This is a genomic window from Microbacterium cucumeris (assembly GCF_058349845.2).
Window position 1 is genome coordinate 79,542 of record NZ_JBYRIZ020000003.1, and the last position, 17,092, is coordinate 96,633.

General features: G+C 70.5%; 16 protein-coding genes. 6 read left to right on the forward strand and 10 right to left on the reverse strand.

Features of this window, described 5'->3' with window-relative positions:
* Positions 1-29: 29 nt before the first annotated feature.
* On the forward strand, positions 30-854 hold the full coding sequence (locus AC3RXZ_RS09505; RefSeq protein WP_243229065.1) for an MOSC domain-containing protein: 825 nt from the start codon (positions 30-32) through the stop codon (positions 852-854).
* A gap of 51 nt (positions 855-905) precedes the next feature.
* Here AC3RXZ_RS09505 and AC3RXZ_RS09510 read toward each other — a convergent pair whose 3' ends face one another.
* Genes AC3RXZ_RS09510 through purM form a run of 3 tightly spaced genes read right to left on the reverse strand, consistent with a single transcriptional unit; the run spans position 906 to position 4,804 of the window.
* Positions 906-2,213, reverse strand: a complete 1,308-nt coding sequence (locus tag AC3RXZ_RS09510; RefSeq protein ID WP_491493860.1) for an MFS transporter — start codon at positions 2,211-2,213, stop codon at positions 906-908.
* Positions 2,210-3,682 (reverse strand): amidophosphoribosyltransferase, encoded by a 1,473-nt coding sequence (gene purF / locus AC3RXZ_RS09515; RefSeq protein ID WP_243229061.1) that lies wholly within the window; start codon positions 3,680-3,682, stop codon positions 2,210-2,212. Before purF ends, AC3RXZ_RS09510 begins: the two co-directional genes overlap by 4 nt.
* 6 nt (positions 3,683-3,688) lie before the next feature.
* On the reverse strand, positions 3,689-4,804 hold the full coding sequence (purM, locus tag AC3RXZ_RS09520; protein ID WP_491493861.1) for a phosphoribosylformylglycinamidine cyclo-ligase: 1,116 nt from the start codon (positions 4,802-4,804) through the stop codon (positions 3,689-3,691).
* A gap of 76 nt (positions 4,805-4,880) precedes the next feature.
* Here purM and AC3RXZ_RS09525 point away from each other — a divergent pair, with 76 nt between their 5' ends.
* Positions 4,881-5,486 carry a zinc-binding alcohol dehydrogenase gene (locus tag AC3RXZ_RS09525; protein ID WP_243229057.1) on the forward strand — a complete coding sequence of 202 codons (606 nt, stop codon included), beginning with the start codon at positions 4,881-4,883 and terminating at the stop codon, positions 5,484-5,486.
* A 2-nt stretch (positions 5,487-5,488) separates the two neighbouring features.
* Here AC3RXZ_RS09525 and AC3RXZ_RS09530 read toward each other — a convergent pair whose 3' ends face one another.
* From AC3RXZ_RS09530 to AC3RXZ_RS09540, 3 genes are read right to left on the reverse strand one after another with little or no spacing between them, the layout of a single operon-like run.
* Entirely contained in the window at positions 5,489-5,827 is a 339-nt protein-coding gene (locus AC3RXZ_RS09530) for a potassium transporter Trk (protein WP_243229055.1), read from the reverse strand.
* A gap of 43 nt (positions 5,828-5,870) precedes the next feature.
* On the reverse strand, positions 5,871-6,239 hold the full coding sequence (locus AC3RXZ_RS09535) for a sterol carrier family protein (protein WP_491493862.1): 369 nt from the start codon (positions 6,237-6,239) through the stop codon (positions 5,871-5,873).
* 40 nt (positions 6,240-6,279) lie between these two features.
* A complete protein-coding gene (locus AC3RXZ_RS09540; protein WP_491493863.1) occupies positions 6,280-7,983 on the reverse strand; it encodes a hypothetical protein in 1,704 nt (567 codons plus the stop codon).
* A 126-nt stretch (positions 7,984-8,109) separates the two neighbouring features.
* Here AC3RXZ_RS09540 and AC3RXZ_RS09545 point away from each other — a divergent pair, with 126 nt between their 5' ends.
* Positions 8,110-8,790 carry an NUDIX hydrolase gene (locus AC3RXZ_RS09545; RefSeq protein WP_491493864.1) on the forward strand — a complete coding sequence of 227 codons (681 nt, stop codon included), beginning with the start codon at positions 8,110-8,112 and terminating at the stop codon, positions 8,788-8,790.
* Between the two features lie 60 nt (positions 8,791-8,850).
* Complete coding sequence (gene purD / locus AC3RXZ_RS09550) at positions 8,851-10,128, forward strand: phosphoribosylamine--glycine ligase (protein WP_491493865.1); 1,278 nt, start codon at positions 8,851-8,853, stop codon at positions 10,126-10,128.
* A gap of 102 nt (positions 10,129-10,230) precedes the next feature.
* On the opposite strand, the gene AC3RXZ_RS09555 is transcribed toward purD, so the two are convergent.
* The 3 genes from AC3RXZ_RS09555 to AC3RXZ_RS09565 form a co-directional block, all read right to left on the reverse strand.
* Positions 10,231-10,761, reverse strand: coding sequence for a GNAT family N-acetyltransferase (locus AC3RXZ_RS09555; RefSeq protein WP_491493866.1), 531 nt, complete (start codon positions 10,759-10,761; stop codon positions 10,231-10,233).
* A 170-nt stretch (positions 10,762-10,931) separates the two neighbouring features.
* Positions 10,932-12,428 carry a DHA2 family efflux MFS transporter permease subunit gene (locus AC3RXZ_RS09560; RefSeq protein WP_491493867.1) on the reverse strand — a complete coding sequence of 499 codons (1,497 nt, stop codon included), beginning with the start codon at positions 12,426-12,428 and terminating at the stop codon, positions 10,932-10,934.
* Positions 12,425-13,048, reverse strand: coding sequence for a PadR family transcriptional regulator (locus AC3RXZ_RS09565; protein WP_243229045.1), 624 nt, complete (start codon positions 13,046-13,048; stop codon positions 12,425-12,427). Before AC3RXZ_RS09565 ends, AC3RXZ_RS09560 begins: the two co-directional genes overlap by 4 nt.
* Before the next feature lie 80 nt (positions 13,049-13,128).
* Between AC3RXZ_RS09565 and AC3RXZ_RS09570 the strand changes: the two genes are divergently transcribed.
* Complete coding sequence (locus AC3RXZ_RS09570) at positions 13,129-13,992, forward strand: phosphoribosylaminoimidazolesuccinocarboxamide synthase (RefSeq protein ID WP_243229044.1); 864 nt, start codon at positions 13,129-13,131, stop codon at positions 13,990-13,992.
* Positions 13,993-14,083: 91 nt separating this feature from the next.
* The gene (locus tag AC3RXZ_RS09575) at positions 14,084-15,424 is read left to right on the forward strand and encodes a uracil-xanthine permease family protein (RefSeq protein ID WP_491493868.1); all 1,341 of its coding nucleotides are present in this window, start codon (positions 14,084-14,086) and stop codon (positions 15,422-15,424) included.
* Positions 15,425-15,518: 94 nt separating this feature from the next.
* Here the strand turns inward: AC3RXZ_RS09575 and AC3RXZ_RS09580 are convergent, their stop codons facing one another.
* Entirely contained in the window at positions 15,519-17,069 is a 1,551-nt protein-coding gene (locus tag AC3RXZ_RS09580) for a 5-oxoprolinase subunit B/C family protein (protein ID WP_491494114.1), read from the reverse strand.
* Positions 17,070-17,092 lie beyond the last annotated feature (23 nt).

Here is a 17,092-nt window from a genome sequence, read left to right on the forward strand (position 1 = left end):
CCCTGGGCAGGCGTGACAGGATGACAGACATGCCTCGCGTCGTCGCCCTCTTCCGTCACCCCGTCAAGGGGTTCACCCCCGAGGCTCGCGACGAACTGGTCGTGCAGCCGGACGGACGCATCGCCGGCGATCGGGTTCTCGCCTTCCGGTTCGCGGACGCCACGACCCCCGAGGATCGCGACGGCCTGGACTCCTGGCCGAAGTCGAAGGGACTCGCGCTGGAGTCGTTCCCCACGCTCGCCGAGCTCCGACTCACGTACGACGACACGGCGCGACGGGTGCGGATCATGCGCGGGGACGCACTGCTGGCGCAGGCCGGCCTGGACGAGGACGGTCGTCGCGAGCTGTCCGAGGCCGTCACCGCCTTCGTCATGGAATCCGCCGAGGCGAAGCGCCTGCGTCGCCCGGGGCGGCTGCCCATCGTGCTGGTGGGCGACGGAGAGCGCTCGCGATTCCAGGACCGCGCTCGCGGTTACGTGTCGGTGCACAGCACCGCGAGCGTCGCGGCGCTCGGCGCCGCGCTCGAGCAGGAGATCGACGATCGCCGCTTCCGCTCCAACATCGTGATCGACGGCGTCGAGGCCTGGGACGAATTGGACTGGACGGGAGACGTGCGGATCGGAGACGTGCGATTCACGCCGGCAGGACCGATCGTGCGATGCCTCGCGACGCACGCCAACCCCGATACCGGCGTCCGCGACGCCAGAGTCCTCACCACGCTGACGTCGCGCATCGGCCAGGCGGAGCCGACGCTCGGGCGCCTCCTGCTGCTGCCGGGTGTGAGCGGGGACGTCGACGACCGCTCCGGCCGGGGCGGCGTCATCCGCGTCGGCGACGAGGTCGTGTTCGACTGATCGTCAGCGTGCAGCGCCTTCGGTCGCTGAGAACGCCCGGACACAAGCGGCTCACCAGCGTCCGTGCCGCAGCTCCCACTCGTCCTCGACGGTTCGGCGGCGGCCGGCGACGATGCCGAACGGGATCGAGAGCACGAGGACCGCGATGATCACGAGCAGCGGCGCCGTCCACGCATCCGTCGCGTCGTGCAGGATGCCGACGGCGAACGGGAACGCCGCCGCCATCACGTAGCCGGCGCTCTGCACGAAGCTCGACAGCGCCACAGCGCTCTCCGGGGTGCGCGCCCGGATGCTGATGAGCACGAGAGCCAACGGGAACATCGCCCCGACGATCCCGAACAATGTGATCCACAGCCAGACCAGGACGGGCCCCGGCCAGAGCAGGAGACCCACGATGCCGACGATCCCGCTCACCGCGGACACGAGGAACAACGGCCTCGTCGCCTGGAACCGCACGACCAGCACCGGCACAAGCAGCGAGGACGGCAGGCCCATGAACGCGAACAGCGACAGCAGCAGGCCCGCCGTGGCGGCTGAGACCCCGGTGAGATCGGTGACGATCGAGGGCAGCCAGGCGAAGGAGACGTACGCCATGGTCGAGGAGGTGCCGAACACGATCGCGAGGGCCCAGGCGAGCGGCAGCCGCGCGAGCCGTCCGAAGATGCGCGAACTGGTCGGTGCGACCGCGATCGGTCCGGTGGACAGCGTCGCGGGATCGATCTCGGGATCAGCCGGCTGACGCATCACGGGCGGGGCTGGGGCCGTCGCGGCCGCGGTCCTGTCCCTCACCAGCATGATGATCCAGGGGATGACTCCGGCGATCGCGAACACGCCCCACATGCCCAGCGAGAGCCGCCAGCTCGCGGCATCCGCCACCGGCACGGCGACGAGCGGCGGCAGGAACGTCGACAGCGACATCGACGTCGTGTACAGCGTCATCATCGTGCCGAGGCGATCAGGGAAGTGCTTCTTCACCAGCGGCGGCAGCAGGATGTTGCCCATGCCGACCCCAGCGAAGATCAGCGCCGTCGCGAGCAGCAGCGTCACGGCATCCACCGAGAAGCCGCGCAGCACGAGTCCGGCGGCGATCGCGGTGAGCGCGATGACCGTGACCCGCTCGAGGCCGAGCCGACGTTCGAGTAGGGGTGTCGCCAGCCCGAAGAGCGCGAAGCACACCGGAGGCGCCGTGCCGATCAGGCCGAGCACGGTCGACGAGAGCGTGAAGTCCGCGGCGATGTGGTCGATCAGCGGTGAGAGCGAGGCGACCGCCGAGCGCAGCGAGAACGCGCACAGCAGGATGCCGAGGACGGCGAGCGCCCGTCCCCGCCAGAGCGGACGAGCACTCACGTCCGCCGTCACGACGTCTGGGTGCTTTCCACCCAGCCGAGATACTCCTCCGACACCGTTCCGGTGACGTAGTTCCCGTCGAACGGGCTGAGGTCGAGCTCGGAGACCGCGGACCCCTCGGTGATCGCGGCCTTGAGGTCCTCCACCTCCTGGTAGACGAGATGGTCGCAGCCCAGCTCGGCCGCGATCTCCGGGATCGTCCGCCCGTACGCCACGAGCTCATGACGCGACGGCATGTTGATGCCGTACACGTGCGGATGCCGGATGGGCGGCGCGGCCGACGCGAAGGTCACCGACAGCGCCCCGGCGTCCCGGGCCATCTGGATGATCTGCTGGCTGGTGGTGCCCCGGACGATCGAGTCGTCGATGAGCAGGACGTTCTTGCCCTGGAACTCGGTCGACATCGCGTTGAGCTTCTGCCGCACGCTCTTCTTGCGCACCGCCTGCCCGGGCATGATGAAGGTCCGGCCCACATAGCGGTTCTTGTAGAAGCCCTCGCGGTACTCGATGCCGAGCTTCCGTGCGACCTCCATGGCCGCCGGACGCGAGGAGTCCGGAATCGGCATGACGACGTCGATCTCGTCGAGCGGGACGTGCTTGGCGATCGTGTCCGCGAGGCGGTCGCCCATGCGCAGTCGCGACTCGTAGACCGAGATGCCGTTCATGATCGAGTCCGGCCGTGCGAGGTAGACGTACTCGAACGCGCAAGGGGTCAGTTGCGTGGACGTCGCGCACTGGCGCGTGAACAGCTCGCCCTCGTTCGTGATGAACACGGCTTCGCCGGGCTCGACGTCGCGGACGACCTCGTAGTCGCCGTTCTCGAGCACGAGCGATTCGCTCGCGACGACCCACTCGTCGCGCCCCTCGCGTCCCTCGACGGTCGACGGTCGGCGTCCGAGGATGAGCGGTCGGATGCCGAACGGATCGCGGAACGCGAGCAGACCGTATCCGGCGATCACGGCGATCACGGCGTATGCGCCCTCGATGCGCTCATGGGTGCGAGTGACCGCCTCGAAGATCCGCTCGGGCTCGAGGTCCACGGGGGACGTGGTCTCCTGCAGCTCGCCGGCGAGGACGTTCAGCAGCAGCTCGGTGTCGCTCGAGGAGTTCAGGTGCCGGCGATAGCGGCGGGCCATGTCGGCGGTCAGCTCACGCGTGTTGGTCAGGTTGCCGTTGTGGATGAGGATGATGCCGTACGGCGCGTTCACGTAGAACGGCTGGGCCTCCTCCTCGCTGGACGCCGTGCCCTTGGTGGCGTACCGGACGTGGCCGAGGCCGACGTTGCCGAGCAGGGACCGCATGTCACGGGTGCGGAAGGCCTCGCGCACCATGCCGGAGGCCTTCGCCATGTGCATGACGCCGCTGGTCTCGGCCGTCGCGATGCCGGTGGCGTCCTGTCCGCGATGCTGCAGCAGCAGGAGCGCGTCGTAGATGTCCTGGTTGACCGGGGCGTTCCCGACCATGCCGACGATTCCGCACATGGGGTGTTACTTCGCTCCGTCCGCGTAGGCGCCGATCAGGCGCACCGCTCCGCCGTCGACGCCCTTGGCGCCCTCTTCGAACACTCCGGCGGGACGCGCGCCCGTCGAGACGGTCGCGACCTGCCAGGCGGGGATGCCTTCCGCGGCGAGCGCGCTGATCGCGGCATCCTTCTTCTCCGCCTGGACGACCGCGAGGAACCCGATGCCGAGGTTCCAGGTGCCCTCCGCCGACTCGAGCGTCGAGCCGGCGATGTCGCTGAGCACACGGAAGACCGGGCTCGGCGACCACGTCGAACGATCGACCTCGGCCCAGCTGCCCTGCGGCAGGACGCGGGCGAGGTTCGCGGCGATGCCGCCGCCCGTGACGTGGCTGAGCGCGTGCACTCCGCCGTCGAGCGTCGAGATCAGCCGCAGCAGCGGCTGCGTGTACAGGCGGGTGGGCTCCAGGAGCACCTCACCCCAGGTCGCTCCGAAGTCGGCCGCGTTGTCGCCGTAGCCGATGCCGGCTCCGGCGACGATGTGGCGGACCAGGGAATAGCCGTTGGAGTGCAGCCCGCTCGACTCGAGCGCGAGCACGACGTCGCCGTCCTGGACGCGCTCCGCGCCGAGCACGGCATCCGCCTCGACGACGCCTGTCGCGGCTCCGGCGACGTCGTAGTCGCGCGGGCCGAGCAGACCGGGGTGCTCGGCGGTCTCGCCGCCGACGAGGGCGGTGCCGGTCGCCTTGGCTCCCTCGGCGATGCCGCGCACGATGTCAGCGATGCGCTCCGGGACGACCTTGCCGCACGCGATGTAGTCGGTCATGAACAGCGGTGCGGCCCCCACCACGACGATGTCGTCGACGACCATGCCGACCAGGTCCTGCCCGATCGTGTCGTGCTTGTCGATCGCCTGCGCGATGGCGACCTTCGTCCCGACCCCGTCGGTGCTGGTCGCGAGCAGCGGCTTGCGGTAGCTCAGCAGTGCCGAGGCGTCGAACAGGCCCGCGAAACCGCCGACCCCGCCGAGGACCTCGGGGCCGTGCGTCGCGCGCACGGACGACTTCATCAGCTCGACGGCCAGATCACCGGCCGCGGTGTCGACGCCGGCTTCGGTGTAGGGGTTGGTGGGAGAGGCAGCCACCCGACAAGACTACCGCCGCCGACACGGCCCCAGATCCGCGGATGCCCCGGCCGCGGTGTCCTCCTACGATGGGGCTATGTCCGACAAGCCGCAGTGGCTGATTCGCGAGGATGCGAGCGTTCCGGTGCTCGTCGCGCTCGCCCTGCGCCAGGAGCTGGGCGTTCGGGCTCCCGAGGACCTGCCGGCCCTGCGCGACCTGGTCGTGCGGGCACCGGATGCCGCGGATGCCACGCCGGAGCTCGAAGAGCAGTGGCGGGACTACTGGGACATGACCGTCGAGCCGCGGGCGCATCCGGCATCCGTTCCGCTGGAGCTCGTCGACGGCTTCGACACGCTGGTCGCCCTTCCACAGGCGGGCGCCGACGAACTGCGCGCGGCTATCGCCCCGTACGCCGCGTCCTCGCTGCAGTACGCGCGCGCCGCGCACCGCCGGTACTCCGACACCATGCGCAACGCGGCGGGCGGGGACGCGTACCGCGCGTACGCGTCGGCGATCGCCGAGTTCGAGCGCGAGATCGGGCGGCGCGCCCACTCGTTCGAGCTGAACGTGCAGGTGCTGCCGTTCACCCAGCGCGGGATCTGGTGGATCGGCGCGCTCACCGTCGCCGTGACCGACGGCCTGCGCCGAGATGTCGTGGCCTTCGACACCGCGATCCGGCCGGTGATCGCCGAACTGGCCTGAGTTCAGGACCCGTTCGCGGCGTCCCCCGCCGGATCGCCGGTGACCGTCTCATGGTCGACGCGGACGACGCGGTCGTGCCGGCGGGCGACGCGCTCGAGGACCAGTGCGACGACGCCGCCGAGGGCGAGGCCGATCGGGACGGTCCACAGCAGCGCGAAGCCGAACACCTGGCCCGGCGGGTAGACGATGCCGAGCGCCTCGGACTCCTCGTAGCTGCCGACCATCGTGACGATGCCCGCGGCGATGACCCCCAGCACGATGCCCAGGCCCATGAACACGCCGAAGCGCGGCACGCGGCGGACGGTCGCCTCGGTCGTCTCGTGGGAATCGGAGGTGGTCATGTCTCCATTGTCCCACCGTCGGCGGAGGCTCGCGCCCGCAGCGTCACGGCCGCAACGGGAGCAGGTCGGCCAGATCGGCGCGGATGCCGGACGCGCTCACCCGCCCGGATGCCGCCGCATCCGCCCAGACTTCGGCGCCGGTCGCGACCGCGATCCAGGTCGACGCGTCCATCTCCACGACGTTGGGCGGAGTCCCCCGGGTGTGGCGGGGACCCTGCACGACCTGGACGGCACCGAACGGCGGGACGCGCACCTCGACGCTGTTGCCCGGCGCCTTCTCCTCGAGCAGCTGGAGGAGATATCGCACGGCGGTGGCGAGATCGGTGCGAGACGGCTTGGTCCCGGCATCCTGGGCGGTCCCGACCGCGGCGAGAGCCGTCCGCCCCGCCGCCATGTCGATCTTCCGCGCCATGGGCTCAGCCTAATCCGGGCTGTCACTGCGGCGTTCACCCTCAGGACGACGGGTCGATGAGCCGCACGAAGCGGACGACGAGGTCGTCGGCCGCGTCGTCCGCTTCGTCCAGCGCGATGCGCAGGCGCGTGGCCTCGGCTCCGACCGCCCCGGCAGGCAACGCGATCGTGGCCGTGCGCCACCGGCCGGAACCCGTGCGCTCCACCGCGACGGTGTCCCCGGCATCCGTTTCGACGACGAACGAGCCCGCCCCCTCGTCCAGGAAAGTGACCTTGAGCACGGCACCGCCCTGGACGGCTCCGGCGAAGCGCTCGTCGACGGAGAACACGAAACCGGTATCGCCGCCCGCGACGTCCGTGGACAGCCCCTCGTGCGCGGTGCCGTTCTCGGCCTCGACCTCGCCGGTGTGCACGTCGACGTCCGTGCGATGCGCCACGGACCCCGTCTCGTCCACCTGCACGAGCCAGCGCTCCAGGTTGCGCACCCACGGCTGCGCGTCCCACTCGCCGGGGAAGTCCTCGTCGATCCAGAAGGTGTCCTCGGCGTCGCGCAGCGCCGCCCAGGCGTCGGAGGACGTCTCGGCGGTCTGCCCGAGCGAGAGGCGCACCCAGTCCCAGTGCTCGGGGAACTCGGTCAGGTACGCATCGTCCGGCACGACGTACATCCAGTTCATCCGCAGTTGCAGCGCCTTGAGATTCGCCTGCCGCACGGCGTAGTACGGATCGGTCGTGGCGTACCCGCAGTCGTCGAAGCACTCGTGCTCGGTCGCGACGATCCGGTCCCCGGCGTGGATGGGCAGCGATTCGTCGACGACGAGATGACCGTCCGACTGGACGTGCGAGCCGTAGGACGGCGCTTCGGAGAGGTGGAAGTTCGACACCTCGGTGATGCCGTTGCGGATCCCGAGACCGGCGTCCACGGCATCCGCCGCGAGGAGGTCGTCGGCCGCGCCGAACGGCCCCCAGGGGTAGTCCTCACCGGTGAAGACGAGCTTGTTCGCGTGGTTCCCGAACAGGTCGACGAGGTCCGCCCACGCCTGCGAATACCACGCGAGATAGGCGTCGGCGTCGAAGTCGCCGGCAGCCACGGCATCCGAGACGATGTCATAGTCGAACTCGGCCCAGTCGAATGCTCCGGGGACGTAGACGAACCGCAGACGCGGGTCGGCGGCCAGCCCTTCGTCGACGAACAGCCTCTCGTAGGCGTTCAGCAGGTGCCCCCAGACGCACTCGTCCCAGATCGGCAGATGCTCCTGGCCGTCCTCGTCCGGACCGTAGGTCGTGACCCCGCAATCCTCGGCGACCCACGCGGGCGCCCAGCCCTCGGCGCTCGCGAACAGGCGCATCCAGAAGTCCCCGGGCTCCGCGAGCTGCTCGTCGAGAGGGGCGAGCTCCATGCCCTGGGCCTCTCCGGTCGCGGTGCGGTCCACGGCCCCGGGCTCCACGGGCTGCAGCTGCGCCCAGGTCACGTCGACGGAGTGCACGAGCACGAGGTCGTCCTCGCTGGTCTCCTCGGAGAAGAAGCCGGAGTTCGCCGCCGGAAGCGCCGAGGCCGGCAGGGTCCAGTCGTCGCCGTCGACGACGGTGACGCCGCGCGGCCCGGGTTCCACGAACGCCGCTCGCGGACCGACGTCGGGGGTCGTGTGCAGCGGCGCTCCGGTCGGCAGCGGTTCCGCGGCCGGTGCGCAGCCGGCGAGGACGATCGCCAGGGCCGCGGCAGCGGCCGACGGTCCTCGTCGCTTCACGTCGTCTCCTGTCCGGGGGTCGCGAGGCTTGGTCTGCGGAGTGAGACTTTGCTCGGCAACGCAAGTCTCGCTCCGTAGACCAAGTCTCACGGATCCGATCGCGCCGCCACGTCATAGGCTCGAGGAATGACCGATCCGCAGCATCCGGAGGGCGCACGCGCCGAGCTGCTGCGCGCCACCGCCGCGCATGGCTGGGGCGGCCCGTTCCCGCAGCTGGCGGATCCGGATGCCGCGCGCGAGGCGGCGGTGCTGATCCTGTTCGGCGTGCTCGACGGCATCCCGGCGCCGACGCCCGACGCGGCCGTCGCGCGCGATCTCGACGTGCTGCTGCAGCGACGGGCTCCCACGCTGTCGTCGCATCCGGGGCAGGTGTCTTTCCCGGGCGGCGGCCGGGAGCAGGGCGATGCGGATGCCGCGGCCACCGCCCTCCGGGAGGCGGAGGAGGAGACCGGTCTCGACCCCGCCGGCGTCGAGGTGCTCGCGACGCTGCCCGAGATCCCGCTCGCCGCGAGCAATCACCGCGTCACGCCGGTGCTGGGCTGGTGGCGACGGCCTTCGCGCGTGGCCGCGGTCGATCACGCCGAGACCGTCGAGGTGTTCCGGGTGCCGGTGGCGCAGCTGCTGGATCCGGCGACGCGCTTCACCTCCGTGATCGAACGACGCGGGATGCGCTTCAGCGGACCGGCGTTCGACATCGACGGGACGATCGTGTGGGGGTTCACCGCGATGGTCCTGGACGGGTTGTTCGAGGCCTGCGGATGGAACGTGCCCTGGGACCGAGCGGTCGAGCGCCCGGTCGAGGTCTGACGCGGGGAGCCCACCGTCTCCGACCGAAACCCGCCGGCTCGGCCTCGGTAGTCTGGAGGGGTGAAGATCCTCGTCCTCGGTTCCGGTGCCCGTGAGCACGCGATCATCCTCGCCCTGCGCGCGGAGGACGCGGAGCATGAGATCTTCGCCGCGCCCGGCAACGCCGGCATCGCGCAGGATGCGGCGCTCGTCGCCCTGGACCCGCTCGACGGTGCTGCCGTCACCTCCTTCGCCAACGAGAAGGCCATCGACCTCGTCGTCGTCGGCCCCGAGGCTCCGCTCGTCGCGGGTGTCGCGGATGTCCTGCGCGAACGCGGCATCCCCGTGTTCGGCCCCGGGAAGGCCGCGGCGCAGCTGGAGGGGTCCAAGGCGTTCGCCAAGCGAATCATGGATGCCGCAGGCGTCCCGACCGGACGCGCCGTGCGCGCGGCCACAGCGGCGGAGGTCGAGGAGGCGTTCGACGCGTTCGGCGCCCCGCACGTCGTCAAGGCCGACGGCCTCGCCGCGGGCAAGGGCGTCATCGTGACCAGCGACCGCGCCGAGGCTCTGGCGCACGCGGCGCACTATCTTCCCGAGGGCCCCGTGCTCGTCGAGGAGTTCCTCTCCGGACAGGAGGTGTCGCTGTTCTTCCTCAGCGACGGGGACACCGTCCGCGCGCTGAGCCCGGCGCAGGACTTCAAGCGCGCGTTCGACGGCGACGAGGGCCCGAACACGGGCGGCATGGGCGCCTACACTCCCCTGCCCTGGCTCGCCGAGCAGTTCGGCAGCGAGGAGGAGTTCGTCGCACTCGTCACCGAGCAGGTCGCCCTTCCGGTCATCCGCCGCCTGGATGCCGAGGGCACGCCGTTCATCGGCCTGCTGTACGCGGGACTCATCCTCACCGAGTCCGGTGTGCGCGTGATCGAGTTCAACGCCCGCTTCGGGGATCCGGAGACGCAGGTCGTGCTCCCGCGCCTTCGCACGCCGCTGTCCGAGCTGCTTTTCGCCGCGGCATCCGGGACCCTCGAGGACCAGCCGCAGCCCGAGTTCAGCGACGACGTCGCGATCACGGTCGTGCTCGCGAGCGAGGGCTACCCCGAGGCGCCGCAGACCGGCCGCCCGATCGAGGGGCTTGCCGAGGCCGCCGCGGTGGAAGGCGTGCGGATCGTGCACGCGGCGACGGCGGGGCCCGACGCTCCCGGCGGAGATCTGCTGGCCACGGGCGGTCGTGTGCTGAACGTCGTGGCGACGGCATCCGATTTCGCCACCGCGCGCGCGAAGGCGTACGACGCGATCGGGCGGATCACGCTCGAGGGCGCTCACTTCCGCACCGACATCGCCTCCCGCGTCGCCGAGTAGCCCGCCCGCCGCGGGCGGATTCTGCGACACTTCTCGACTTCTGCGACAGAAACTTCCTGGCGCATTCGCGGACAAGTGTCGCGGAACCGGGCGCGGGACGCGTCAGAGCTCGATCCAGTAACGGCGCAGCCGCGGGTGACCGGTATCCGACGCGTCGATGATGTCCTCCAGCTCACCGCCGGCGCCCTCGATCGTGCGGTACGACCCGGGATTGTCGTCGTCGCACGTCAGCATGACCCGCTCGTATCCGTCGGCCCGCGCGATGGCGAGCACCTGCCGCAGAGCGGCCTTGACGATCCCCTCACGACGGCGCGACGGGATCACCGAGTAGCCGATGTGCCCGCCGACCCGGCGGAGCCAGTCGTTGAGCTCACGGCGGAACGCGATGAATCCGACGACCTGATCGGCCTCGACGATCCAGAAGAAGTCGCACGGCACATGCCCGTCGGGGAGTTCGGCCGCGGGGTCGGCGTAAAGCCGCGCCTTCTCGACGAACGCCTCGCACGCGGCCCGATCGGGCACGAGGCCCTTCTCGTAGCCGCCGCCGTCGATATGCGCGCCGTCGAACTCGGCGACCGCGGCCGCCCAGCTCTCGAAGAGGTCGGTGGTGGGACGGGCGAGCTCGATCGTCATCGCCCCAGCACACCAGACGCGGCGCGCGGGAGCAAACCGATTCCCCCGGGTTCTGCCACACCTCTCGGCATCCGCGACAGGAAGTTCCTGGCGCATTCGCGGAAAGGTGTGGCAGAACCCGGTGGGAGGGCCCGGAAGGGGCGGGCCGGAAGGAGCGGGAGCGGGATGCCTCAGGTGCGCCGGCGCCGCAGGAACAGCACCGCCACGACGCCCAGCAGGATGGCGGCCGCCGGCAGCAGCATGGTCTGCGCCATCGCGTCGGCGAACGGTGCCGCGACGACATCCGGCATCGGGCCCTCGCCGAAACCGCCGGTGGCATCGGACGCACCGGGGAGATTCGCCTCGAGCCGGTTCTGCATGAAGGCGGCGATCGCGGCAGAGCCCAGCACGGAACCCACGGTACGCGTCGTGTTGTAGATGCCGGAGCCCGCGCCCGCCTGACGGGGCGGCAGGTCGCGCGTCGCCGTCGTGGCGAGCGGCCCCCACATGCCGGCGTTGCCGAAACCGAGGATGGCGGAGGGGATCAGCAACCAGCCGATCGGGATGTCGGTGTTCATCATGAAGGCGAACAGGAACAGCGAGATCGACACCAGCAGCAGGCCGGGCACGAGCATGAGGCGCGGGTCGATCCGATCCAGCAGCCGGCCCGCGAACGGAGAGACGATGCCGGCCGCGAGCGCCATCGGGATCAGCAGCAGAGCGGATTCGGTCGGAGTCAGGCCGCGGGCGAGCTGCAGGAAGAACATCAGCGGAAGCCCCTGTGCCGTCACGGTGAAGCCGACGACGGCTATCGCGACGTTCGACCAGGCGAAGTTGCGGTTGCGGAACAGCTCCAGCGGCACGAGCGGCTCGTTCTTCGTGCGCGACTGGTACCAGAGGAAGAGCACCAGCACCACGACACCGGTGATGATCAGGCTCGGCACGGAGATCGGCCCCCAGATCGTGCCCCAGTCGTACGCCTCGGCCTCCTGCAGCCCGAAGACGATGAGGAACAGCGCGATCGCACTGAGGAATACGCCGGGGATGTCGAAGCGGTGCTGATGCGTCTGCAGCTTCGGCACGAGGATCCAAGCGAGGATGAATCCGACGACGCCGACCGGCAGGTTGATGAAGAAGATCCATTCCCAGCCGAGACCGTCCACGAGGAATCCGCCGGCCAGCGGCCCGACGAGCATGGCGACGCCGGATGCCGCACCCCACAGTCCCATCGCCGCACCGCGGCGCTCGGGCGGGAAGGTCCGGGTGATGACCGCCATGGTCTGCGGCGTCAGCAGCGCCGCCCCGAGCCCCTGCACCGCGCGCGCCCAGATCAGACCGTCGAGCGTGGTCGACAGCCCGCACCACAGCGACGCGAGCGTGAACACGGCGAGCCCGATGAGGTAGATGTTCCTCGGCCCGAAGCGGTCGCCGAGCCGACCCGTGACCAGCAGCGGCACGGCGTACGCCAGCAGATAGGCGCTCGTGACCCAGACGACCCGGTCGAGGTTGTTCGACGTCGGATCCAGCGCCTCCTTGATCGCGGGGTTGGCCACCCCGACGATCGTCGTGTCGACGAGGATCATGAAGAATCCGATGACCATCGCCCAGAGGGCGGGCCACGGACTGCGGGGGCGGTGCCCGGTGGCGTAGGTCCCGGTCGAGGGCCCGGAAGCGGGAGTGTCTGTCATCGTCGTGCGGCCTTTCGCTGAGCGCGGTAGCGGTCCGAGTCCTCGAATCCGGCGGGACCCCAGGGAATCTCGTCGGCCTCGAGCCGGTCGATCAGGGAGCGCATCCACTCGAGCTCGGCGTGCAGCAGCACTTGCTGCCGCTCGATCTCGAGGAGGAACTGCAGGGGAACGCCTCTCGCGCGCGCGTCGTCGATCCCGTACGCGTGCAGGGCGTGCTCCTCTTCGAGCGCGACCTGACGGATGCGCAGCAGGTCGACGACCTCCTGACGATCGAGGTTGTGGGCCTCGGCGAGCGCGACGCGGAACGTGGTCGAGAGCTCGGCGCTCGAAAGCTCGCGCCGCACCCAGTCGCGCACGACCTCGCCGCCCCGGGGCGTGAGCGTGTAGGTGGTGCGCTCGGGGCGATTGCCCTCGCGATCCACGCCGACCTCGGCGATGAGGTCCTGCTCCAGCAATCGCGCCACCGAATGGTAGAGCGTGCCGTTCGTGATCTTGAGCAGCCGGTCGTCACGGCGCTGCCGGAGCAGCCGCACCATCTCGTACGGGTGCATGTCGTCCTCGCTGAGCAGCGCGAGGATCATCACGCCCATCGGCGTGATCTTCGTCACCGGCTCTGCCATGGATGCTCCACTTCAAATAGTCCACATGGACTATACCCCAGCGCGGCGGTCGCCTCCGCATCGTCTGCGAAGATGGGCGGGTGAGCGAAGCGATCAAGATCCCCGGCTGGCGGCACATCTACTCGGGCAAGGTCCGCGACCTGTACGCGTCGGAGGATGCCGCGGACCCGCGCATCCTCGTCGTCGCCAGCGATCGCGTGAGCGCGTTCGACTTCGTGCTCTCCCCCGGCATCCCGCAGAAGGGCGCCCTGCTCACCCGCCTCAGCCGCTGGTGGTTCGAGCAGCTCGACGATGTTCCGAACCACATCGCCGACGGCGAGATCCCCGCCGTCGTCGCCGACCGTGCCATGCTCGCCCAGTCGCTCGAGATGCTTCCGATCGAAGGCGTCGTGCGCGGGTACATCACCGGCTCCGGGTGGCTCGAGTACCAGCAGAGCGGCACGATCTGCGGCATCCCCCTGCCCGCCGGACTCGAGAACGGCGACCGCCTTCCCGAGCCGCTGTTCACCCCGGCGTACAAGGCTCCCCTGGGCGAGCACGACGAGAACATCACGTTCGACCGCGTGATCGAGCTCGTCGGCGAGGAGCGGGCGGTGCAGCTGCGCGACACGTCGCTGAGCCTGTACACCCGAGCCGCCGCGATCGCCGAGGCCAAGGGCCTGATCCTCGCGGACACGAAGTTCGAGTTCGGCACGGATGCCGACGGCACGCTGCGTCTCGCCGACGAGGTCCTCACGAGCGACTCCTCCCGCTACTGGGACGCCGAGGCCTGGGAGAACGGCACGACCCCGGCCGAGCGGATGGCCAGCTTCGACAAGCAGATCGTCCGCGACTGGCTGGCATCGAACTGGGACAGGCAGGGGGAGCCCCCGGCACTGCCCGAGGAGATCGTTCAGCGCACGGCCGATCGCTACCGCGAACTCATCGACCGCCTGACCGCCTGACCACCTGAGGGCCTGGGCGCTCAGCGAACGCCCAGGAATCGGTAATGTTGCCCCAGCATCCCTCGACATTCCCGAGCCCTGAGGAGCCCCCATGCCCGTGTGGAAGATCCACGGCGACGGCCGCACCGTCGAACCCGGTCAGGTCGTCAAGCCCGAAGAACGGCTGAGCTGGCCCGCGACCATCGCGATCGGCGCCCAGCACGTCGTCGCCATGTTCGGCGCGACGTTCCTGGTGCCGATCCTCACCGGCTTCCCGGTCACCACGACCCTGCTGTTCTCGGGCGTCGGCACGCTGCTCTTCCTCCTGCTGACCCGCAACCGCCTTCCCAGCTACCTCGGCTCCTCGTTCGCGTTCATCGCCCCGATCACGGCGCTGAACGCCGGACAGGCGCTCGAGACGCCGGAGCAGATCACCCAGGCGCTGGTGGGCGTGGCCGCAGCGGGCATCCTTCTCGCCGCGATCGGATTCCTGGTCCAGGCGGTCGGAACCGGCTGGATCGACAAGCTCATGCCACCCGTGGTGGCGGGATCCATCGTGGCGCTGATCGGCTTCAACCTGGCCCCCGCAGCATGGAACAACTTCCAGGCGCAGCCGGAGCTGGCCACCGTGACGCTGGTCGCGGTCGTGCTGTTCAGCGTCCTGTTCCGCGGGTTCCTCGGCCGCATCTCGATCTTCCTCGGCGTCATCGTCGGGTACATCGTCGCCGCGGCCACGGGGCAGCTGAAGTTCGAGGGCATCGAGGACGTCGCCTGGATCGGCCTGCCGGACTTCCACCTCGCCGCCATCACGGATCCGGCGGCGTGGGCGCTGGTGCCCATGTTCCTGCCGGTCGTCCTCGTGCTGATCGCCGAGAACGTCGGTCACGTGCGGGGCGTCGCTACCATGACCGAGGACCCGTCGATCAACCGCCACACCGGCCGGGCGCTGGTCGCGGACGGCCTCGCCACGACGATCGCCGGCGGTTTCGGCGGATCGGGCACCACCACGTACGGCGAGAACATCGGCGTCATGGCCGCCACGCGCGTCTACTCGACCGCCGCCTACTGGGTGGCGGGCATCGTCGCGATCCTGCTGGCGTTCTCCCCCAAGATCGGCTTCGTGTTCAACACGATCCCGCAGGGCGTGCTCGGCGGCGTGACCACCGCGCTGTACGGCCTCATCGGCGTCATCGGCATCAAGATCTGGGTGGACAACCGGGTGGACTTCTCCCGACCGGTGAACCAGTACACGGTGGCGGTGTCGTTCGTGATCGCGATCGCCGGTTTCGCGATGGGCTGGGGCAGCTTCCAGCTCGGCGCGATCGTGCTGGGCACGGTCGCCGCGCTGCTCATCTACCACCTCGGCAACGCGATCGCCCGCTGGCGGAAGACGGGTGCCGACGACGGCGGACCCATCCCGGCCGTGGGCCCGCTCGGCGGCGACCCGGAGTAGGCGCCGGCCACGGCGGCATCCGGCGACCGCCCGAGCGGACGATGCCTTCCGGGTCTCCGGGACGGATGCGCCGCCAGGCCGGCACGGGACGCGATCAGACCACACGGAACCGGATGCGGGCACCGGGCGGCAGCTGACCGGACGTGTCCAGCGCGGCATCCGTGAGCGCGGCGATGATCGGATACCCGCCCGTGACCGGATGATCGGGCCCGAACAGCACCGGCTGCCCATCCGGCGGCACCTGGAGAGCGCCCGCCACGGCGCCTTCGCTGGGCAGCTCGCCGGTGATCGCGCGCTCCAGCGGCCGATCCCCCTGCAGCCGGACGCCGACCCGGTCCGATCGCGGCGTCACCAGCCAATCCTGGCTCACGAGCGCGTCGAGCGCCGCCGGCGTGAACCAGTCGTCGCGCGGTCCGAGGGTGATCGGGAGCTCGACGACCTCGCCTGTCGCCGGCAGCGCGCGCGGCGAGACGCCCTCCTCCACAGACCCGGCGACGTCCCGGCCGACCCCGACGACGTCGCCGGCGACCAGCGGCGCCGGCCCCAGCCCGGCCAGTGTGTCCGTGGCCCGACTGCCCAGAACGGATGCCGCGGCCACCCCGCCCCGCACCCCGATGACGTACCGGATGCCGCGTTCCGGATGCCCGAGATGCAGCTCGTCGCCTTCGGACGTGGCGAATGGGACGCCGTGCGCGATCGGCCGCGCCCCGCCGTCGGCCGTCACGAGTTCGAGTTCGCCCTCTGCTCCCGTGATGACGGCGACGCCGGAACCGTGCAGGCGCAGCACCGCCGATCCGACGCACTCCAGAACCGCGGCGGTCGGCGCGTTTCCGACCGCGCGGTTCGCGTCATGCAGCGCGCGCCGGTCCGCTGCGCCGGACGAGGACACACCGAGCGCCGCGAAACCGGTCCGTCCGGCATCCTGAACGAGCAGCTGGAGCGCCGGACGCACGACCTCGAGGCCCGGCGTGCGGGGCCGGGGATCATCGGCCTCGACCCGTCGCGGCGCGCGCACACCGCCCCTGGATCGGACGACCTCCCGGTCCGCCCGCTCGAACCGTACCCCGGTGCCCGGTGACAGCAGCGCCGGCGGATCGCGGTCGATGTCCCACATCACGGCGTCCGTGCGGCCGATCAGCTGCCAGCCGCCCGGGGACTCCCGCGGATACACCCCGCTGAACACGCCGGCGAGCCCGACCGACCCGGCGGGCACGCGCGTGCGCGGCGTGGAACGACGAGGAACGTCGAAGAGCGGATCACCGCTGACCGCGTACCCGAACCCGGGCGCGAAGCCCGAGAACGCGACCGTCCACTCGGCTGCGAGATGCCGGCGCACGAGCTCTTCCGGTGACACCGAAAGCATCCGCGCGGTCTCCTCGAGGTCCTCGCCGTCGTAGCGCACGGGCAGGACGACTTCTCTCGTCGGCGACGGCGGCTCGGCATCCGCCGTTCCGGATGCCACGGCGGCGGCGATCGCATCCGCGGACGTGCGCAGCGGATCGAAGCGCACGAGCACGGTACGCGCGCCGGGGACGCGCTCGACGATGCCCGGCAGGTCGCCCAGCCGGACGTTCACCCGCATCGCCTCGGCCAGATCGACGGCTTCGATGAGCATCGCGCGATCGGATGCCGTGAGCACACGCATCAGCACCGGCCCTGTCCAGGTCG

Coding starts and splice junctions, on each gene's coding strand:
- AC3RXZ_RS09580 (WP_491494114.1), bottom strand. CDS start 17,069: ATGCGTGTGCTCACGGCATCCGATCGCGCGATGCTCATCGAAGCCGTC.
- AC3RXZ_RS09535 (WP_491493862.1), bottom strand. CDS start 6,239: ATGGCGCGGAAGATCGACATGGCGGCGGGGCGGACGGCTCTCGCCGCG.
- AC3RXZ_RS09525 (WP_243229057.1), top strand. CDS start 4,881: ATGTCCGACAAGCCGCAGTGGCTGATTCGCGAGGATGCGAGCGTTCCG.
- AC3RXZ_RS09560 (WP_491493867.1), bottom strand. CDS start 12,428: ATGACAGACACTCCCGCTTCCGGGCCCTCGACCGGGACCTACGCCACC.
- AC3RXZ_RS09555 (WP_491493866.1), bottom strand. CDS start 10,761: ATGACGATCGAGCTCGCCCGTCCCACCACCGACCTCTTCGAGAGCTGG.
- purF (WP_243229061.1), bottom strand. CDS start 3,682: ATGTGCGGAATCGTCGGCATGGTCGGGAACGCCCCGGTCAACCAGGAC.
- AC3RXZ_RS09575 (WP_491493868.1), top strand. CDS start 14,084: ATGCCCGTGTGGAAGATCCACGGCGACGGCCGCACCGTCGAACCCGGT.
- AC3RXZ_RS09505 (WP_243229065.1), top strand. CDS start 30: ATGCCTCGCGTCGTCGCCCTCTTCCGTCACCCCGTCAAGGGGTTCACC.
- AC3RXZ_RS09565 (WP_243229045.1), bottom strand. CDS start 13,048: ATGGCAGAGCCGGTGACGAAGATCACGCCGATGGGCGTGATGATCCTC.
- AC3RXZ_RS09545 (WP_491493864.1), top strand. CDS start 8,110: ATGACCGATCCGCAGCATCCGGAGGGCGCACGCGCCGAGCTGCTGCGC.
- AC3RXZ_RS09530 (WP_243229055.1), bottom strand. CDS start 5,827: ATGACCACCTCCGATTCCCACGAGACGACCGAGGCGACCGTCCGCCGC.